The sequence below is a fragment of the Scytonema sp. NUACC21 genome, from assembly GCF_054684315.1.
In genome coordinates, this window is the sequence record NZ_BAAFZH010000086.1 from 49,957 (window position 1) to 69,158 (window position 19,202).

14 protein-coding genes and 1 pseudogene are annotated in these 19,202 nt (G+C 40.4%); 6 read left to right on the top strand and 9 right to left on the bottom strand.

The window, feature by feature from the left end; all coding sequences use genetic code 11:
- Positions 1–88: 88 nt before the first annotated feature.
- The 7 genes and pseudogenes from ACYRY3_RS21295 to ACYRY3_RS21325 all read right to left on the bottom strand — a co-directional run bounded on the left by ACYRY3_RS21295 (position 89) and on the right by ACYRY3_RS21325 (position 8,134).
- Positions 89–1,018, bottom strand: a complete 930-nt coding sequence (locus ACYRY3_RS21295) for an EthD domain-containing protein (protein ID WP_460203623.1) — start codon at positions 1,016–1,018, stop codon at positions 89–91.
- Between the two features lie 167 nt (positions 1,019–1,185).
- Positions 1,186–2,352, bottom strand: coding sequence for a low temperature requirement protein A (locus ACYRY3_RS21300; RefSeq protein ID WP_460203624.1), 1,167 nt, complete (start codon positions 2,350–2,352; stop codon positions 1,186–1,188).
- Positions 2,353–2,517: 165 nt separating this feature from the next.
- A complete protein-coding gene (locus tag ACYRY3_RS21305) occupies positions 2,518–2,784 on the bottom strand; it encodes a ubiquitin carboxyl-terminal hydrolase 14 (protein ID WP_460203625.1) in 267 nt (88 codons plus the stop codon).
- 20 nt (positions 2,785–2,804) lie between these two features.
- The gene (locus ACYRY3_RS21310) at positions 2,805–4,190 is read right to left on the bottom strand and encodes an ATP-binding protein (RefSeq protein WP_460203626.1); all 1,386 of its coding nucleotides are present in this window, start codon (positions 4,188–4,190) and stop codon (positions 2,805–2,807) included.
- 48 nt (positions 4,191–4,238) lie between these two features.
- Complete coding sequence (locus ACYRY3_RS21315) at positions 4,239–5,897, bottom strand: FAD-dependent oxidoreductase (RefSeq protein ID WP_460203627.1); 1,659 nt, start codon at positions 5,895–5,897, stop codon at positions 4,239–4,241.
- A 219-nt stretch (positions 5,898–6,116) separates the two neighbouring features.
- Positions 6,117–7,352, bottom strand: a pseudogene (locus ACYRY3_RS21320) (STAS domain-containing protein); the annotation flags it as partial.
- A gap of 110 nt (positions 7,353–7,462) precedes the next feature.
- Entirely contained in the window at positions 7,463–8,134 is a 672-nt protein-coding gene (locus ACYRY3_RS21325) for a hypothetical protein (protein ID WP_460203628.1), read from the bottom strand.
- A gap of 534 nt (positions 8,135–8,668) precedes the next feature.
- On the opposite strand from ACYRY3_RS21325, the gene ACYRY3_RS21330 reads away from it, so the two are divergent.
- From ACYRY3_RS21330 to ACYRY3_RS21345, 4 genes are all read left to right on the top strand, one after another.
- The gene (locus ACYRY3_RS21330; protein ID WP_460203630.1) at positions 8,669–10,264 is read left to right on the top strand and encodes a prenyltransferase/squalene oxidase repeat-containing protein; all 1,596 of its coding nucleotides are present in this window, start codon (positions 8,669–8,671) and stop codon (positions 10,262–10,264) included.
- Position 10,265: 1 nt separating this feature from the next.
- Positions 10,266–10,982, top strand: coding sequence for an HAD family hydrolase (locus ACYRY3_RS21335; protein ID WP_460203632.1), 717 nt, complete (start codon positions 10,266–10,268; stop codon positions 10,980–10,982).
- 491 nt (positions 10,983–11,473) lie between these two features.
- The gene (locus ACYRY3_RS21340; RefSeq protein ID WP_460203633.1) at positions 11,474–11,629 is read left to right on the top strand and encodes a hypothetical protein; all 156 of its coding nucleotides are present in this window, start codon (positions 11,474–11,476) and stop codon (positions 11,627–11,629) included.
- 1,057 nt (positions 11,630–12,686) lie between these two features.
- The gene (locus ACYRY3_RS21345) at positions 12,687–13,439 is read left to right on the top strand and encodes a hypothetical protein (RefSeq protein ID WP_460203634.1); all 753 of its coding nucleotides are present in this window, start codon (positions 12,687–12,689) and stop codon (positions 13,437–13,439) included.
- A gap of 498 nt (positions 13,440–13,937) precedes the next feature.
- Here the strand turns inward: ACYRY3_RS21345 and ACYRY3_RS21350 are convergent, their stop codons facing one another.
- Positions 13,938–16,142, bottom strand: coding sequence for a dynamin family protein (locus tag ACYRY3_RS21350; RefSeq protein ID WP_460203635.1), 2,205 nt, complete (start codon positions 16,140–16,142; stop codon positions 13,938–13,940).
- Between the two features lie 132 nt (positions 16,143–16,274).
- On the opposite strand from ACYRY3_RS21350, the gene ACYRY3_RS21355 reads away from it, so the two are divergent.
- Positions 16,275–16,427, top strand: a complete 153-nt coding sequence (locus tag ACYRY3_RS21355; RefSeq protein WP_460203636.1) for a hypothetical protein — start codon at positions 16,275–16,277, stop codon at positions 16,425–16,427.
- Between the two features lie 146 nt (positions 16,428–16,573).
- Here the strand turns inward: ACYRY3_RS21355 and ACYRY3_RS21360 are convergent, their stop codons facing one another.
- Positions 16,574–17,323, bottom strand: a complete 750-nt coding sequence (locus ACYRY3_RS21360; RefSeq protein WP_460203637.1) for a hypothetical protein — start codon at positions 17,321–17,323, stop codon at positions 16,574–16,576.
- A 671-nt stretch (positions 17,324–17,994) separates the two neighbouring features.
- Here ACYRY3_RS21360 and ACYRY3_RS21365 point away from each other — a divergent pair.
- Positions 17,995–19,188 carry an RNA-guided endonuclease InsQ/TnpB family protein gene (locus tag ACYRY3_RS21365; protein WP_460203638.1) on the top strand — a complete coding sequence of 398 codons (1,194 nt, stop codon included), beginning with the start codon at positions 17,995–17,997 and terminating at the stop codon, positions 19,186–19,188.
- Positions 19,189–19,202: the final 14 nt, after the last annotated feature.

Genomic DNA, 19,202 nt, shown 5'->3' on the forward strand with positions numbered 1-19,202 from the left:
TAAATTGAGAAAAAAGGCGGTTAGCCGTGCTAAGGTGACCGCCTATTGGTTAATCTTGGCAAAAAAGAAAGGCTACAGCTTGTTTAAGCTATCGCTGATAATTAAGCATCAGAGAAGTAATGTTCTCTTTCAGTTGATTGGTTGCACCAATATTTGTAATCAGTTCCGCTACCGTGGAACTCCGCTGACCAGCCAGGGTCATTTGACCGTCGTAAACAAAGGTGTAAGCTGTTCTTTCTGGAAATGTATTGATTTGCTTAATGTATTTGGGCTGTGAATTGATTGTGGAGATGTACTCGGGGGAAGCAAAGAAGTTAGTCATATCAAGGGGATTAGAGAAAGCAATTTCAAAGGCAGCTTGATATTGCTTCTCAATGGGTTCAATATGAATGACCCCCGGTGCATCTGGTCTGGAATTATCCACTTCTTCAAACAGATGCAGTCGGAACTTGAGAACTAAATTACTCTTGACAATAGCAGGAGCAAAGTTATCTGTCATGTATTTCCGAAAGGCTTCCACACTCACGTCATCTGTTTTTTTGACCATGACGTGAAATTTTAAAATTCCTAGTTCTCCGTTAGGATAACCAGTGGGGATGCCATCTATATAAGTTTGAGAATTGCCAGGATTAGTATTGTATCCAATTGCTTTACTGAAGATGTTGTATTCATCGTCCATCAAAATGGCAGCGGCATTGAACCAAGTTTGGCGGTCGGAAACTGTTGCAAAGGTTAATTCGGCAATGCCATGAAACTGCTCTGATTCTGGGCAGCTATAATCTATGCCATCCAGAGTGGGCCAAATACCGCCTTCATTATTCGCCAGGTGGAATTGCCAGTATTGGTGTTGACCTGGTAGTCTAGCACAGACGGGACCATGTACATTGCGCCAGTAGTCATCAAACATCTGTAAGGTAATACCTTTTCTTTTCCACAGGAGAACGTAAAAGACTGCTTTTCCATTGCGATCGCGGGATGCATAGTTGGCTGTTGTTGTTGTCGGATTGAGGGTTTTCATGGCTGATAATTACAACGTTTTAATTGCGTGCTTGGGAATAACTTTAAGCATTTTTTTGATTGTGTCCGCAGGCATTGAGGGGTACTGGCGTATGCTTCTACTGCTGCCAAGGCTATAGCTAAAAACACCGCAGTGTAAAACTTCGAGGGAATTTCAGATGGTACTTCTTAAGTAAGTGAGGGACGGCTTTGATATAAATCTTGAACGACTTGGATAGCACAGACTATAGCTACAAGTCCGATTACCACAACAGGCAACAAACCTTTACCAACTATAGCAAGTACAACCAGGGCAACTGCAGAGCGAAGGCGGAATCTGGAACGGATTTTGCAGTAGCGTATTACCCCAGTACGATGCAAAAGGGATAAAGCTAGCAAGCACAGTGCTACTGCACCGCAGAGAAGCACTCGTTCGGCAAGGGGCAGTGCTATATTAGGCTGGCTTGATATAATGTGCTCCACGCCAACTCCAGTAGCAGCAAGTCCAATAACCAGAGGTAGATGCCCGTAAAGCCAGATTTGATAAACTCCGGTTTTACCAGTTGTACTGACAGACCGCAGAGCCGAGCTGCCAATGTTCTCAAAGTAGATCCACCACAAGCTAAAAGCAATGCTAAAGCCAAATACTGCGGCGATCGCGCTCTTACCATCCCATGTTTGATTGGATAGACCATTGACCACCGCTATAATCGCCTCCCCCAAGACAATGATGGTAAATAGCCCAAAACGCTCTGGCAAGTGTTCGAGGTGATGGGCTAGTCCTAATTGCAAGTACTTTGCAGTGAGCGGTGTAGCGAAATCCACAATTAACCCCAATGCCCAAAACCCGAAACGCAATGGAGCGGGTATAAATATTGATAGCACCCAGAAGGCTGCAGCAATTGCAAAACCCTGTGCGTAACGAGTTGCCAGTGGACGCGCTAGGGGAATGTGCCTTGCAGCACGCAGATATTCGATGACAAGCACTGCCCGTCCAGCAGCATAGGAAAGGGCAAAGCCAGTTGAACTTTCGTCTAAACCGTGGTGTATGTTCACTGCTAAGGCAGCGATCGCTATCATTTGCACACCGATTAGCAAGCGATGACCTATATCATCGATATCAAATCGGTTTGCATAGAATGTGGTACCAATCCATGCCCACCAAATTGGCATAAACAGAAAAACAAAGCCGAAAAATCCTGATAGAGAGATATCTTTGCTAAGGTTATGGGCGACTTGTGAGACCGCTACCACAAACACCAAGTCATAAAAAAGTTCTAGCCAAGTAGCGTGACCGTTGTCTCCTTCGCTTTCTGCACTAATGCGTAGGCGAGGAGGTTGCAACCAGGTTTTCACTTGTAAAGCCTCAGATTTTTTTAGATATAACTCAATAGCCTAGGCTACATCTTGCACCAACTTCAAAAACCGTATATGAGTATAAATTTTGCAATCTAAGCATTGGTTCAGTTATCCCACGTAACCCAGTTTTTTGGTTTTATTGAGAATGGTGCAAGATCTCAGCTAGGATACGTAGACGTAGGTTTTGTCGATGTAACACCAGCCCCAGGTCTCACCAGCCTCTAAGGACTTTATCAGGGGATGACCAGTGCTGTGGAAGTGTTTGGTGGCGTGCTTGTTTTTGGAAGAGTCACAGCAACCAACGCGACCGCAAATTAGGCAGAACCGCAGATGCACCCAAGTATCTCCACTTGCCAAGCATTCCTCACAACCATTCGCCCTGGGTTTGGCTGCTTGTAGCTGATTAAGATGTGTACACTCCATAGCCATTTATTCTCCTTGTACTCTCATCAAGTAAGCGCCACTTCACATTTAGAGCGGATCATTTCTTGGAACGGGCGGACGGGTAGTCTCACCTGAAAGCGTGTGTCACCGGGCTTTGAAATGCAACGAATATCTCCGCTATGCTGACCTACTACAATCCGATAGGCAATCTCCAGACCTAGCCCCGTCCCTACACCAATACCCTTAGTTGTGAAAAACGGATCGAATATCCGGGACTGAATCTCAGGAGGAATGCCAGGTCCATCATCTGCAACTTCCACCATAACACAATCATGTCCACTAGAAGTACGTACCCAAATCGTACCCCCCTCGCCCAAGGCATCAATGGCATTGTCAATTAAATTCGTCCACACTTGGTTCAATGCACTTCCGTAAGCCTCAATAGTTGGAAGGTTGTGCTCGTATTCACGCATTATTTGGATACGGTGTTTTCTGAGTTTATAGCTCAAAATAGTGAGAGTGCTCTCAATCCCTTCATGAACAACTACTTCCTTAAGTGGAGACTGATCCATGTATGAGTATGCCTTGACAGCACTGACAAGCTCGGAAATGCGAGTAACACCTTGATCGAGAACATTGAGTACGCTAGCTATGGACAGAGTTGCCTCCAGCCAAGTCAGTGCATCGTTAAGTATATTAGTGGTGAGTTGCTCGGCAATTTCTTCTAATTGCTGAGTCTTTATTCCGGATGCCACTAGGGTTGGAACAAGTTCCCAGTTATTAACAACACCATGTGATTCCAACCAGTCTGTTAGTTCATCTTCTAAATCAATTTGAATCAAGGGGTCGAAATCGCATGGTTGAGTAGCCTGGGAAATGGACTTACGTTTAACTTCTAAGAGGTAGCTTGTTTGGGTCGGAGTTAAGTGTTGTTCAATAGACTTAAGCGAAAGCTTAGCTAAAACATTGACTGTATCTTGCAATTGTCCCGTTGCCCGACGTGCTGCTGCTGTTGGATTACCCAGTTCATGGGCAAGACCAGCTGCTAAAGTCCCCAGGGAAATAAGCTTATCATGTTGTTGAGACAACGTCTGTAGCTCTTGCATTCGACTTGCCATAAAACCGAGAACAGCTTGTCTCACCGACGGGCAGAACATGAGCATCTGCCAAAACTCTTCCTCGTGTAAACAATACACGTGACATTCATCTACTGCTTGCCCGCTGGCAAGATGAAGTGTACCAGCAAGGAGAGGGACTTCACCAAAAAACGTACCAGCTTCGTATGTGGCTAAAACGACTTCCTGGTTACTTATTTCTCTGGTCAGCCGGATCGATCCTTCAAAGACCACGTAAAAGCATTTTGCGGGCTCTCCTTGTTTAAAAAGAAAATCTCCTGAATTCAGCCTGATGTTGGTGCCATTCATCAAACACATCAGCTGATCCTCAGTCAAGTTTTTGAACAGAGGTATTTTATGCAACAAATCAAGCATTGCTAGAACCTATAAAGATGAAAGATATTGATGTATGAATTGAATGGCGATCGAACCTTCACCTACCGCTGAGGCAACCCGTTTCACTGATTGATAACGCACGTCTCCTACCGCGAAAATTCCCGGTACATTAGTTTCCAGAAGATAGGGAGAGCGAGGCAGTATCCATCCTCGGGGGTACTTCTCACCGTGCAAAACGTCGGGTCCGGTCAGGATGTATCCTTTTGAATCTCTCTCTACAACGTTTTGCAACCAGTTAGTACGTGGCATTGCACCGATAAAGGTGAAAAGAGCGCAGGCGGGGACAGTTTCGACTTCACGAGTTGCTGAGTTACCAATGGTTATTGCCTCAAGCTTGTCTTTGCCAAACACTTCAATAATTTCAGTTAACACCTTGACTTTGATATTGTCCGTTTCTGCGATCTGATCGATCAAATACTTAGACATACTTTTCTTCAGAGAATCTCCGCGTAGAAGAATGGTAACAGAACGAGCATACTTGGAAAGGTGCATAGCAGCCTGTCCTGCCGAATTGCCCGCCCCAAGAATAAACACATCTTCGCCTTTGTAGTTAATTGCTTCGGTCATTGCTGCTCCATAGTACACGCCAGCACCTGTGAATTTGTCGCTGCCAGGTACATTAAGCTTGCGATAAGATACGCCAGTTGCGATAATTATCGTATGAGAGCTGAGTTCTGAACCGTCCGCTAGGGTCACATACCGATATTGACCATCTACACGAAGACCAGTCACTTCTTGAGGTGTAAGAATTTCTGCTCCGAACTTCTGCGCCTGTGCGACAGCACGTCTAGCTAAATCTCCACCACTTAACCCAACCGGAAAACCGAGATAATTCTCAATCCGAGAACTGGTTCCTGCTTGCCCGCCTGGAGCCTCTTTTTCAACCATAATAGTACGCAGTCCTTCGGAGGCAGCATACACTGCGGCAGCTAGACCAGCCGGACCAGCCCCCACAATAATTGCATCGTAAAACGGCATTTCGGGGCGCATTTTCAGCCCAATTTTCTCAGCAATTTGGATGTTAGTTGGTTGTAAAAGATGTGTGCCGTCTGGAAAAAGCAGCAGTGGTAGTTTTAATTCATCAAGGTTAGTGTCTGCGGACAACTTGCGCCCCTCCTCTGACTCAATATCCAGCCATTGATAAGGGATGTGATGGCGAGCTAAGAAATCTTTGACTTGATGCGTTTTAGGTGACCATCGGTCGCCAATAACGCGAACACCTTCAAACGACGGAAGGAAAGCTTTTTTCCAAACCTCAAGTAAATCATTAAGTACCGGGAACAAACCTTGTTCTGGGGGGGTCCACGGCTTCATTAAATAATAATCTATCTTCGCCTTATTGATAGCACGGATAGCCTCATCAGTGTCGGCATACGCTGTAAGTAAGGCACGTTTGGCATCTGGGACGATTTCCTTCGCCTGTTCAAGGAACTCTACACCGGTCATGTTCGGCATCCGTTGATCCACTAGCAATAAAGCTACTGGCTGGTTCCGCAGTTTCAGTTTTTTCAGCGCCTCTAGAGCGGCTTGACCGGAATCTGCGCGTAGTACCCGGAAGTTTTCACCGTATTCGCGGCGTAAATCGCGCTCGATCGCCCTTAAAACTTCTGGATCGTCGTCTATTGTAATTAGAACAGGCTTAGCCATAATACTCCCTCATTCGTTTATTTGCCGATCGAATCAATACGTTTGCCGTGTCAGAAGATGCAACCTGTTGCCAGCAGATGGAAATTATGACTTTTTCGTGTAGATTGTTGAGCTTATTGCAATTTTCAGGTAAATGAACCTCACTTTTTGTTAGGGCGTTGTGTAGTAAACGCCCTTACAACTGCGATCTACCGATCTGAAAACTACTGTTTCTAGTTTCTACACACTAGCTAACTCAGCAACTTCATACTTATCTAGCATGATGATGCCCTCGCAGAATGCACTCATCCTGATAAATTGCTCCACCTGCACTTGCGCGCCGACTACGTACAATTCCACATCAGAACCCAGTTTTTGCTTGATGAAAATGAGTGCCCGCATACCAGCAGTGGTTATACATTCCAGGTCTTGTAGCAGTAAGACAAGGCGTTTGATAGGCTTTTGTGTTGCTCTGCTCAACTCCTCCTGAAGCCGTCCCACGGCATCTGCATCCAGCAATCCAGTTAAGGATATCTTGGCAGTACCTTCAGTGAATTCTAACAGTGTTGCGTCAAAAAATACCTTTGCAGGAAGGAGCCTCACTCGAACTTTCAACTCGTCTTGAGTGGATGGTAGCTTAACTGTCAGATTTTCAGCATCAAAATCGGAATGCTTTTGCCCGTTGATCCATACTTCACCGATACGCACGCTACCAGGTGGCAGAATATCTGGTGCAACCCGGAGAATGTTGTCCTTAAAACCACCCGGCTTTGGCTTAAAGTACATATCCATTGGTTGCTTAGTAATGAGCAAGTTTGTATAAACTGTAGCTAAGTAAGCTAACTCAAAGGAGTGATAACCGCTCATTGAGTGGCTACCTTTAGCTCGTTCCGTTCCTAACAAGTATGGAAGACCATTTGCCAAAACATTGAAGTAGACACCGCCAGCCTCATTATCAAGAAACCAAGCATTATAGAAAGCTGCTGATTCCCGCGCCCACTGTTGATACTCAGGTTTATCTAATGAACCAGCCAGGATGAGGTACGCTAAAATTGCTTGTTCCTGCTGCCACCAAGCCTTGCGGTCATGCCAGACAAAGCGGTTTACCTCTTGCCCTGGTTCTAGTATGCGCTCTACAACATCGTACCACCCTCCACGCTGTTGGTCGCTACCAACTGCAGGCATGATTTCTGCAATTTTTTCGGCTAGGGCAACATACTTTTCTTTCGGTTTGAGGTGATTCATCCGCATTAAGTTCCAAGCAATTTTAAGATTGTGACCTACAACGGCTCGGTTTTGCTGCCATCCCCAAGTAGTATCGGCACTCCAATCTTCATAAAAACGTTCTTGAACAAAGGGGCTATTCTCATAATCCGGGAATCGCTTTTCAATGGTGTCAAAGGTATACTCAAGGAAATCAGCGTATTTTTTCTCGCCTGTCGCCAGCCACAGGTTGATCAAATAAGCTGGGGCATGGCATTTGTTGAGTTTCTCCACGGCGATCCAAAGCCACAAAAATTCTTATCCGAGTAGTATTGGGTGCGGTGATGGTGTGATGCGACTCTCCCCGAAAAGCAATAGTAAAGTTAAGGAGATGACAGTTGCCGAACTCGCATAAATAGCAGAACATTATAGACTTGCTTAAACGGATTCACCAAAAACCCTAAAATAGTTCCAATCATTTCAGCACGATCTTCTATACTGGGAAAGAAACGAACAATAATTTGGCTGCTCAGGTCGTTAGCCAAATAATTAAAGACCAGAACATTGACAAGAACTGCTAAAAATACAGATGTCCAACGTCCGCGTACTAAATCAGAACTTCGATTCATTCCATCCTTAGCTGTTCGATTCTCTATAAGAATAGCCTCAGCGAAAAAGTTATATTTTACCAACAAGTATACACCGGGAATAATAAATAAAATTAGCCCAAGCAGACAGACCCCAAATACCATTAAAATCCCCAATATTAATCGGGTAACTTTTGTAAAAGTATTTTTAAAAGCCATAAAAATACTAACTTTCGGTTGAAAAAAATAATAATAGATATAATAAGTGGATGCTCCCCACGTCCAAATAATTAAAAAGGCGTTGACTAAAACAGCGATCGCGAAAAATAGCAATTTCCACCCTGTTAACGACAAATCTAATACCAAAAAGGGAGTTACCAGAAAGCTAGGGATATTTAAAAGCAGCAGGAAACCGTAAATAGGAACGGAGTAACTAAAAGAATCTTTCAATAATTTTAAAGGGTTCATAATTCACCAAATTTATGATATAATATTCAAGCTATGTAGACCACCATGCTTGACAGTTCTAAAATTTTTTCTATTATTTGGAACTCTTACTTACTTATCAATAGCAAGGTAGGAGTTTTATGAAGAACCCTATTATTTTTTACAAAAATTAAATCTTGCTTGAAGTCCCGAGCGGTTATCAAGAGCGTCCCTCGTTTGCCTTCTGTTATATTGTAACTATAGATGGGAGGAGTCAATCTCGACTTGGTTCTAAAAAAGCGATTGGTTTGGCTTTGCATTCTACTGAGAAGCAACAGCGCTACACCCAGTAATGTATGCGCTAAAGCCGTGATGCGGAAGCATTCTTAATCCAGGTAAAAAACTGACTTATTCAGACCCATAACCCATAATTAACACAAATTTACTGATTTTTTGTTTCTAACGCCTGACTTTATCAGACTTTTAAGGACTGTGTAATTTTTTCAAAAAGCTTAGTCTAGTCTTAGCGAGAAAAGCAGAGTGCAAAACTAACCTTATATATCTTCCCGTATATCTATGGAAACTTTAAAAAACTTGCCTAACTCTACAGTTACCTCTTCTATGTTCCAATCTTTAATACTACATAAACCCAATTTTCAGGCTCAACTCATAGATTGCCAGAAAAAACTTATCCGCTATCTAAAAGGACAAGTGAAGACAGACGGATCTGTTAGAGATATTTGCAAAAGCCGTGTTCTTGAATCCTCATTGATGCTCCACTTGCTTACCATTCAAGAAATTTATCCAAATTGCCAGTCTCAACTCATTCAATACTTAACTAGCCAACTTAATAAAGAGCAGGAGCATAAGTTTGACAAAGCTTTAATTCTAGGAGCATTGCGTAAAACTACATCTGAAGATGTACAAATTGTTGAAGATTATATGATAAGTTTTCAACATTTTACAGCAAGCCGTAAACGCATACTCTTTCATGCAATCCTAGCAGAGCTACAGGTAATACCCTATGACAGGCAATATCAGGTAGAACACTTCTCTTATCGTGGTTATCAAAATTGGGTTGCAGCTGAAATATGTGCTCTCAAAGTTCTATACGCATTTGGTTTAAATCACCCAGACTGGGTCAACCATAATGATATAGAATTTCTACTAGCAACACAGCAGAATAATGAGCCTATATGGGAAAAACACGTTCTAGCTAATATTGTCATATTATTGGCACTTCAGAAATTTCCAGAGCACCACCATGTAGTCCTCAAGAGAATTAACAATTTGCTAAGGTGTCAAAACTTAGATGGAGGTTTCCCTTTTATTGCTAGTTTTGAAATTTTTTGCACGGCCCTTGCAGGAGTAGCGTTAACAAATACTGGAGTTGACATAGAGACGCCATTACAAATGGCTAATTATATAGTAAGACAACAGCAATCAGACGGTGGCTGGTCATATGCAGAGGGTGCCTATCAGACTGACGTAGATGATACTTCTTTCTGTCTAGAGTTTCTACGAGCAGTTGACCCCAACAAATACAAAGAATACATTTCCAAAGGGGAAGCGTACCTTCTTGCTATTCAGAATGAAGACGGCGGTTTTCCTACCTTTGTTCGTGGTAATCCCTCTGAAATTACTATGACAGCAGGAGCTCTTAACGCTTTAGCTCCTCAAGCTGCTGAGTATACAAAAGTCTTTGAGGGTGGGCTGCACTACATTACTAGCCATCAAAAACTTGATGGTTCTTTTGAAAGAAGCTGGAGCTTGAGCGAGGCACAAGCAATTTTCCGTTCACTCTTAGCAATGCGTGCTTGTAAAGTTGTTCGGTCACCACAACTTTTGGAGAGCATTTATATAGCAAAAGCTAAGGCATTAAACTACTTGTATAAATCTCAAAATAGCGATGGCGGTTGGGGTCATCAGTTGGGTGATGCGAGCGACGTTATCAGCACCTCATACAGCCTAATTGCCCTAAGCATCTCTGGTGATAACGAAGCACTAAGGCGAGGTGCATATTACCTTATCCTACAGCAAGATGAAGAAGGAAAATTTATCTCCATACCAGACCAAGCAGCCCCCCGACCTATCCCTTATGATGTTCCCATTCTCGCTAGTATCTTCGCCCTACTCGCTCTGAAGTACACTGCTGCTGTTATTAGAGAATAATATGTCAAGGAACAATATGAAAGTTGCTGCTTTAGACATTGACGGAACTCTCTACCCTGGTGCTTTAGGGCTTCAGTTGCTACAAGCATTGGCAGCAAATGGTATTAGTGATAAGTCAAAGACCGAGGAGATTTTTAAAGTTGTTGAAGAATATCGCCTCAATAAAATTGACTTCCAGACTATGGCAACTAGTGCTTATACTCTCTATGCAGAGGCTATTGCAGGTATCTCACAAGCTGTCATGCAATGTCATGCTAGGCAAGTATGGCAGCAAGAACGAACTAAATTGTTCCCTTTTGTTCCGAAACTTATCGAGATTCTTAAAAATCGGGGATACTCTCTTGTATTAATTTCAGGTAGCCCGAATGAAATTGTGTCTTGCTTAGCAGAGGAGTTTGAGATATTAAAATACCAAGGTTCAATTTTTGCAACTTACCAAGGTAAGTACACTGGAAAAGTGAGTCTCTTGTCTGGAGTTCTCGGCAAGAAGTATTCTATTTTTTTACAGATGGTGAAGGATTGTCGGGTCAATCTGAATGAATCCCTTGCTATAGGTGATTCAATAACTGACACAGCATTGCTTCAGATAGTCGGTAAACCTGTAGTGTTTGAACCTCATCCATCCTTAATGTTGGTTGCACAAGAGAAAGGTTGGCTTGTTACTAACCGGAATGATGTTGTAAAACATATTATGGAATTAGAAAATTCTTCCTGCTGATTTTTACAGGCTGCGGAGATCTATTAAATTACAATCCACTGGTTGACCAGTGGTGATGTCAGTCCTGTTCAACTTCAGCTTGACCGATAGATGAAGGCGATCGCGGACATTGGTTATGGTACGTTTGTGACTGAAGGGTGATTGTTTGTCAGAGTCGGGTTTGGGAAAAGTGTTTACAACTTCAAAGAGTTCGATTTGAATAAATTCGCTCGCGATGAGATTGAGTTTTTGCAGCTTTATTCTTTGGTTGTACGTGCTTTAAGATTGTGCGACCAGCGATCGCAACCAAAATCGTTCGGTTTTAACTAAAATCTTGCCATCAGTTCAAAACTTAAGTAAAATCTTGCCATTTGTCACTAAACTCTTTCTCACTAAATATGTTGAGAATGATGGAATTTGAACACAATTGCAGTAGATTCCATGTCATGAACCACTAGATGTAGCGAACTGCCTAAAGTATAAGATTGTCAGAGTCAATTTAAAGTAAAAGCTTGCCACTGCGGCAAACATTTCCTTTAAGTCACATATCTGGTAGTGATGAGTACTCGCAGGCGATCGCTACAAAAACAACAGTTGAGAAATATTTTGATTCCAAAGATAGACAATACAAGCAGTTCAAGAAAAAAGAGTTCCAGATTGGGAATTAAAAGAACTAACAAGAAAGCCGCGACTTGGTTCCAAGAAAGCAATATCTTTAGCTTTGCGTTCTACCGAAAAACACTCCTCGCTACACTCAGTTGCACTACTCTGTTGGTAAGGAGGTTTTAGTTGGAGTGCATCTTCGTTGCAACAGCTAAGAGATAAGCAAAGCTCAACGGCTATACTGCCGTATTGCTCTGACTTTTCATTTTAGATGGGAGATAATTGTTGTGCTTGCCACTCGGTCTTCAAGACAGAGGATGTTTCCTTTTCCTACACTCACAGTAATAAGTTAAAAGACTCGTAAAAATTTCTATAACCGATACTACAAACCAAGTAAAAAAAACTGATTTATAATACATATCTTCTTGACTCGTTAGAAAAATTTGTTTCTTATGTAAGAACAAAAACATAAAACAATAATAAATGAATGTAGAATAGAGAACTAGAAATGCACTCTGACTGAAAATGAAAAAAAATAATTGCTTGTCACTCAGATGTCTCAACCGGAAGCTAGTCGTTCGAGTGACAAGAGTTTTCAAGTTTTGAATAACTGTTATCGATGATGAGATAATGAGAAGTAATGCAAAGATCATTAGGAAAGTAGACATTTTAGCTCAAAACTTAATTCATTCTATTGACTTATCAGTAGTACGGTAGAAGTTTTATGAGCGATCGCATTATTCTTTACAAAACTTGAATTCTTCCTAAAAGATGGCTTCGGTGCTTAATTGCTTATGTTAATACCAATTTAATATGAAGCTAGGTAAGTACACTGGAAAAGTGAGTCTCTTATCAGGATCTCTCGGCAAGAAGTATTCTATTTTTTTACAGATGGTAAAGGATTGTCGGGTCAATCTAAATGAATCCTTCCAGAAATTTTTTCCTTCAATATTAGTACAGTAAATCGAGAATAGTATAGTTAGAAAAAATACTTTAAAAGTATCCCGAACTACTTAACTCTACTATAAATATACAAAAAACTATTTTTCGCAATATGTTTTATTTGTAAAACCCTCAGGCAGGATTGTAGCTTTGATTGGACGAAACATAAAAAAGTCAATCATGAAAATCATTACAAAAAAAACTTCTTGCTTGAGATTTTACAACATACCGTTATTCTTTTGGATTCTTAGCACATTAATGCTAGGAATCGGGTTTCACCAGATAATAACTTTAAAAAAAGTTACTTTTATTTGTAACAGACAACAGCTTGAGTGCAAATATATAACTTCGACTTTAATCGAACAACGGGTAGTTGAAAGGTTCCCCTTAATAAGTTTACAAGGAGCTAAATTTGTTAAAAATGAGTTTGAAGGGAAGACACATTATAATATTTATATTCAGACTGCTCAAGGTGAATTTTATTTTGGGTATTGGCCTAATAAAGATTTTTCTAAGAGCCAAGCTATTGTATCTCGCATTAACCAGTTCGTTAAAAACCCTCGCGAAACCTCCTTAGTTATCAACCAATATCAAAACCGCCTACTGGAAAAAACACTCTATGCATTATACTTTATATTTTTTGGTATATACTGGTTCTTCCGCGAATCCCTTGTAACTTGCTCCTTTGATAAATCCCTTGGCACTTTCATTTACAAGCATGGGAAGCTAATAAAGACAGAAACTGTCAGGGGTCAATTGAGTGAAATTGCAGATATTAATGTAGATGGTTATAGAGCTAAGCATGAAGCCTATATCCTCTTAACTTCAAGCAAACGCTTGCCACTCACATTGCGTTTACCTCTGTTTCATCAACAAGAGCATAAAAACCTTGTTAATGATATTCGTGATTTTTTAGACTGGAGGCGAATATAATTGTACAATTAAGCGGCAAAGGATAAGAATTTCGGTTGTAAGGATTTTATCTTTGTACGGCAAAGTGTTTCACGGTTATCCGCGTTTAATACCACTTGAGTGCGATCGCACCTTTGGCATTCACTACTTCTCTACCTGAATCCCATCTACAATTAAGTGTTTGATAAACTAGCGAGCGCTAAGTGCGAAAATTTTGAAAAATATGAATTTATTTATTCAGTGAATTTGATATAACCGTAGCATCACAGATTTGCATTACAAAGGATAGCCTTGGAATTTTAACCGCTAGTACTGTTAGCCATAGGAGACTGATAATATATTGGGAGTGCCTTTTAAGGCGATCGCCTGTGTTCTTATTGATGAGCGAACCTCAGCTTGTCGCGTTTTGCTCCATCGCGGCTAAGGGCAGAACTGGCGCTTTGGAGGGCGAACAACCGTTCGCCCCTACCTGATATTAGACCTTGATTTACTATCAGTTCTAGTTGAATCGCAATAACTCTAATTGGCTAAATAAATTGGTTTCCAGCTATCAAGTGTTTCTTGAATACTTTCTAATTCATTGAGATATCTATTTACTTCTATTCTTTGGCTTTGAAGCATAGAAATAATCTGAGGAGCCTCTACCTCCTTTGTTGCTCGTTCCTTTAGCAAGTAGTCAAATTGCGATTGAAACCTATTCATGTAGTCCTTAATTTGCTTTTCCGCGTTGTAAAAATCTTCCGACACTTGTTTTTGAATAACTCGCCGGAGCAACTCTATATTTCTTTGCACTTGTTCATCTATCTTATAATAAATTGTCTTTGCAGTTAAATGTAAATCAATTTCGTAGTAAGAGATTGTTTCCTCAATAGGAACATCTATTTCATAAACTTCATCAGACGCACAGCAACGACTTTTTGTTCTTGGTTCTTTTTTGATAATAGTGATGACTTCTTGCTGCTTTTCAATTTTTGCATCAATTCCGGAAAATTCAAACTGAGGAAACTGAATGGTATTAACACCTATTTCTATCTGTAAAGCAGTTCCAATAAATTTAGATAATTCGTCAGATATCTCCTGTATTTCATTTTGAATTCTTTGAACTAAGCCTTCACGAATTTTTGTTCCATCTCGAACTAGTTTATCTTGAGTATCTAACCAAAAACTTTGTATAATAGGGGCGCAGTACTCATTAATAAGTTGTCCAACTTCCCAAGCATCTTTTCTACTCTTAACTCTAATTTTATATGGATCTGAGCTAGTAGAGGCACCTTCCACCCAGAAACCCAACTTATTCCAAATATAAGTTAAAAGGTTTTTACCTACTGGTTCATACAATAAAGGGTTTTTTGATTGATTTTTAGCTACCCTCTCTATTTCTATTTTTATACAGTTTTTCGCACCATCTGCAAATTTATGAATTCCTTTTGTAAATTCATCGAGTAATCTTGGCTTTTGTAGCTCTATAGACTTTTTTACGTTTGTTATTTTATTTCTAGCTGAATCAGAACATTGTTTATATTCTTCTATTTTATTTTTAAGTTGCTCGAATTCTACTTCCCAACCTCGTATTTCTGTAATAAATACATCATCAATAGCTTGAGCAGCTTTGTTAAGGACAGCTAAAACCTCACTTAACAAATTCCAACCAGAATTTTGAGTAATAGTTTGAATCACTGTTTCTTGAATTGTAAGAATACCACTGTCTACTAGAGCACGTGGAGCAATTTCCTCTGGTAATGGAATGATACGCCTTCCGCTTGCATCTCTTTCGGCATATCTAGCACTAAAGAAATCATCAAAGTCCTTAATATCGCTGTCAGTTGCCTTTTCTTGATGAATCAGTTTAGCTAACAATCCTTGCCATGCACTTACAGGATAAATAATTGGGTCTGGAATACCAAATTCCAATAAGGCTTTTTTTAAAGATTCTATAACATCTACTATTCGTTTATCTCTTTCAGTTCTTCTATCAATTTTATTGATAATAAAGAAAAGTCTACCAGTACTCTGTGCTAAAAATTCTTTGCGCTGTTCAACCAAATTTTGCAGTAATTCTAAATTCGTATCATCTCTAAATGAGGTGTAATCCAGAATAAATAATATAGCATCACAAGTCCGTAGTGCTTCTAAAGCAGTTTGTTTTAAAGCCACTGTGTTAAACCTAGCAGATTTCCATTCATTAGGACCGGGAGTATCAACTAATGTAAAACCAGCTAGGGATGACAGTTTACCAATGGCTTCAATGGGATGTTCTAATTCAAAGCGCGTAGTATTATCTTGATTAGCTGTTGCTCGAATCTCATGAGTACGCTTTAAGAATTTTTGACGGAGTTCGGCTACTTCACCCTCTGCTACTACTACAGGTTGCCTTTGTCCCTGTCGATATTCCAAAAGCCTGGGTGTTTGTCCAGCTTCAATTGGACGAATATCTGTACGACAAACTGTACAAGCATCAGCTTCGCTTGCTAATACATCTGCACCAATGATGGCATTTAAAAAGGTACTCTTACCTGCATTCATTGCTGCAATCACAGCAACTTGATATTTTTGTTTTGTTAGCGCTTTCAAAGCTTTAGTAATATTATCCTCAATGCTCTGTAATCCTTGAGTACTGTCTCCTTCTTTAAGTCGTCCAGCACGAAGTTCTTGTAGATACTGTAAGAGCCTGTTACCAGTATCGTTAATTCTGTCATAAGTTGCCTGAAACTTTTGAGAAATCATAGTTAGATAATTATTGCTTGTCTGTCACTTTCCCCAAAAGCATGAGCTGATTTGCTTCAAACTAACAGGGTATTAGCTTCTTTTCCTATGGTTCCCAATAGGTCTCTGCCTATAACACACATAAAACAAAAAATGGCGTTTGGTGTAGCAAGAAGACAGGATACGCTTTGGTTGTTCCCAGAGAATTCACCAGTCTTGCAAAACGATAGCTTCGCTACTGCCTTCAGATCGCGATCGCTGGTTAGCAGACTTTTCTTTCTAGCTCTTTTTAGTAATGTTCTCTAATACCATTTCACGTTAACTGACATCTTGCACCTTCGAGTGGGAGGAGGTGGTGGGCTTTAGCCCTACCTACAATCGGGATCGGCTTTTTGGGCTTTGATTTTTGCAATAAGGTGATGGTGCAAGATATGAGTTAACTGGATTTTTTTCTATAGCTGCTGACGCAGGGTGTTAATAAATTTGGTAACTTCTTGTTCTCCCTCTTTCTCTTGCACTGTTCTCAGCATTTTTAAAGCTTCTTCGGCTGTGCGTAATGCTTCACGATTTTTGCCACGTTTTTGTTGTGTGGTAGCAATGAGATAAAGACTGTAAGCATCTTTTCTTACATCTGGCTGTGCTGGCTTTTTCTCAGGTGTACGCTCTACATCAGCAATTCCCAAGCCAAGAGAGCCCATGCGAATATTTTGTATTTCGGCTATTTTTCTGGTAACTTCTAAAACTTGGGGATAATTACCCCGATCTGCATAAATAGTCCCTAGAGCAACTAGTAGTTCAGGTTCCATGAAAGATTTTTTCTCTACCGACAAATTTGACTGATTAAGTTTTGTTTGGGCTAATTGTAAATATTCGAGTGCTTTTGAGTATTCACTCAACTCAGTATAAGTAATAACGATAGTATTTAGTGTTATGATTTCTTGCTCAATATCACCATTTTTTTGATATTTTTTTAAGTCTTGTTGTAATACTACTAATTGTTGTCGCCATTGATTTTTTTGAGCTAATGAATTGGCTGATATTGCTCGATTTTTTGGTTGGGAGTTTGTTGTATCTAAGTCTGAGGGATTGTTAGCCTCTTGTGCAACCCTGTTACTGCTACTTAGCAATATTTGACTTGTTAAAAATAAACTGCCTGTGATAATCGAAGCTATGGAAAATATAGTGATATAGTATCTACTCATTCCTTTTATCTATTTGAGAGAGATGAAATGTGTGCCAGAAGATCTTTGAATACTGATTGTACTTGACTACTCCCGCAAATTTATTCGTAAGCGGATAGCACTCATGCGAATTTATCCGGATTGCCTCGCGAACTGTGCCACGTTGTTAAGGCTTTTTGCTGAGATAGCTTGCCTGTAATGTCTGGACTCCTAGCTTACGGGCAGGATATGCTTTGGTTGTTCCCAGAGAATTCACCAGTCTTGCAAAACGATAGCTTCGCTACTGCCTTCAGATCGCGATCGCTGGTTAGCTAAAACGGATAGAAGCCCCACATCCTACACGAAGTGAGGTGTGGGATGAATAGCCGGACTATTGATTTCAATCCCCGACCCTCCGGGTAAGCAGTTGCTTTATGCCGCACGGCCCGTCCACCGCACTGCTTACCTATATTAACTGTCAGTTAATGCGTGAGCGGGATTAGCAATCTTTCTGTCTATCTCCGGGTTTTCTAACGAATCAATTAACTCATCTACAACTTGTGTCATTGTTTTATCTTTCCACTCTGCATCCTCATTTCAACTTATTGAATCTTCTTGTAGACATCCTTAATCTTAATTGCTTATCTTTCATAAAGGCTACATTGATATGTTATCATAAATACAACCGACAAAAAACAAGGAGGTGATACAACTTGAGGACAGCTTATCAATACCGACTCAAACCTACCAAACAACAAGTTCAGCAAATAGATAGTTGGTTATCTATGCTATGCGCTCAATATAACTATCTTCTGGCTGATAGGTTTAATTGGTGGGAACAAAATCGTTGTCCTATTAATGCTTGTCCTCTCGTTTGTCACTTACCAAAATTGCGCGAGCATCCCGATTACTATTTACAAAAGAAAACTTTACCCCAACTTAAAAAAACTCATCCTTGGTATGCAGAGGTTCAATCACAAGTATTACAGGATGTAGTTAAACGGGTTAAAGTTACTTTTGAAAAATGGTTAAAAGGTGATTCTAATGGCAAAAAAAGTGGTAAACCTAGATTCAAATCACGTAATAGGTTTAAGACTTTCACTTTTCCACAAATCAAAGACGGCTGTGTAAATGGCAATGCGGCTAACTTACCCGTGTTTGGTAAAATTAAATTTGTCTTACACCGACCATTGCCAGATGGATTTAAAGTGAAAACAGCATCTATCACTAAAAAGGCTGATGGGTATTACATAACTTTCAGTCTGGAAGATACTACTGTACCAACTGTTAAACCTGACTTTAATCCTGAATCAATAACAGGTATTGACCTGGGATTGAAAGAATTTTTAACTACTTCCGTTGGTGACACAGTTAAAATTCCAAAACACTATCGTCAAGCCCAAAAGCGATTAAAAGTAATTCAAAAACGTGTATCACGGCGTAAAAAAGGAAGTAAAAATAGAGCCAAGGCAGTAAAACAACTTGCAAAGCAACACAAAAAAGTTGCTGACAAGAGGAAAGACTTTCATTTCAAAACTGCTAATGAACTATTGAAGAAGTACGACGTGATAGTACATGAAGATTTAAATATTAAAGGATTGGCAAAGTCCAAACTGGCAAAATCAATACATGATGCGGGATGGGCAAGTTTCCTAACTATTTTGACAAACAAAGCCGAAAAAGCTGGTTTGGTAGTAATAGCAGTAAATCCATCAGGTACATCACAAGATTGTTCAAATTGTGGCGCAAAAGTGCCAAAGAAATTACATGAGAGATGGCATAATTGCCCGCATTGTAATTGCAGTTTGGATAGAGATTTGAATGCCGCAATAAATATAAAAAATAGAGCGGTGGGGCATCCCGTTCTTAAAGCTCAGAGTCTCCCAAGCAATAGCCGGATTGTCTGAGAAGCCCACACTCA

What these genes read in the sequence shown, in the direction of transcription:
- ACYRY3_RS21295 (WP_460203623.1), bottom strand. Translation starts at nt 1,018, where the DNA reads ATGAAAACCCTCAATCCGACAACAACAACAGCCAACTATGCATCCCGC.
- ACYRY3_RS21305 (WP_460203625.1), bottom strand. Translation starts at nt 2,784, where the DNA reads ATGGCTATGGAGTGTACACATCTTAATCAGCTACAAGCAGCCAAACCC.
- ACYRY3_RS21315 (WP_460203627.1), bottom strand. Translation starts at nt 5,897, where the DNA reads ATGGCTAAGCCTGTTCTAATTACAATAGACGACGATCCAGAAGTTTTA.
- ACYRY3_RS21325 (WP_460203628.1), bottom strand. Translation starts at nt 8,134, where the DNA reads ATGAACCCTTTAAAATTATTGAAAGATTCTTTTAGTTACTCCGTTCCT.
- ACYRY3_RS21330 (WP_460203630.1), top strand. Translation starts at nt 8,669, where the DNA reads ATGGAAACTTTAAAAAACTTGCCTAACTCTACAGTTACCTCTTCTATG.
- ACYRY3_RS21335 (WP_460203632.1), top strand. Translation starts at nt 10,266, where the DNA reads ATGTCAAGGAACAATATGAAAGTTGCTGCTTTAGACATTGACGGAACT.
- ACYRY3_RS21345 (WP_460203634.1), top strand. Translation starts at nt 12,687, where the DNA reads ATGAAAATCATTACAAAAAAAACTTCTTGCTTGAGATTTTACAACATA.
- ACYRY3_RS21350 (WP_460203635.1), bottom strand. Translation starts at nt 16,142, where the DNA reads ATGATTTCTCAAAAGTTTCAGGCAACTTATGACAGAATTAACGATACT.
- ACYRY3_RS21355 (WP_460203636.1), top strand. Translation starts at nt 16,275, where the DNA reads ATGGCGTTTGGTGTAGCAAGAAGACAGGATACGCTTTGGTTGTTCCCA.
- ACYRY3_RS21360 (WP_460203637.1), bottom strand. Translation starts at nt 17,323, where the DNA reads ATGAGTAGATACTATATCACTATATTTTCCATAGCTTCGATTATCACA.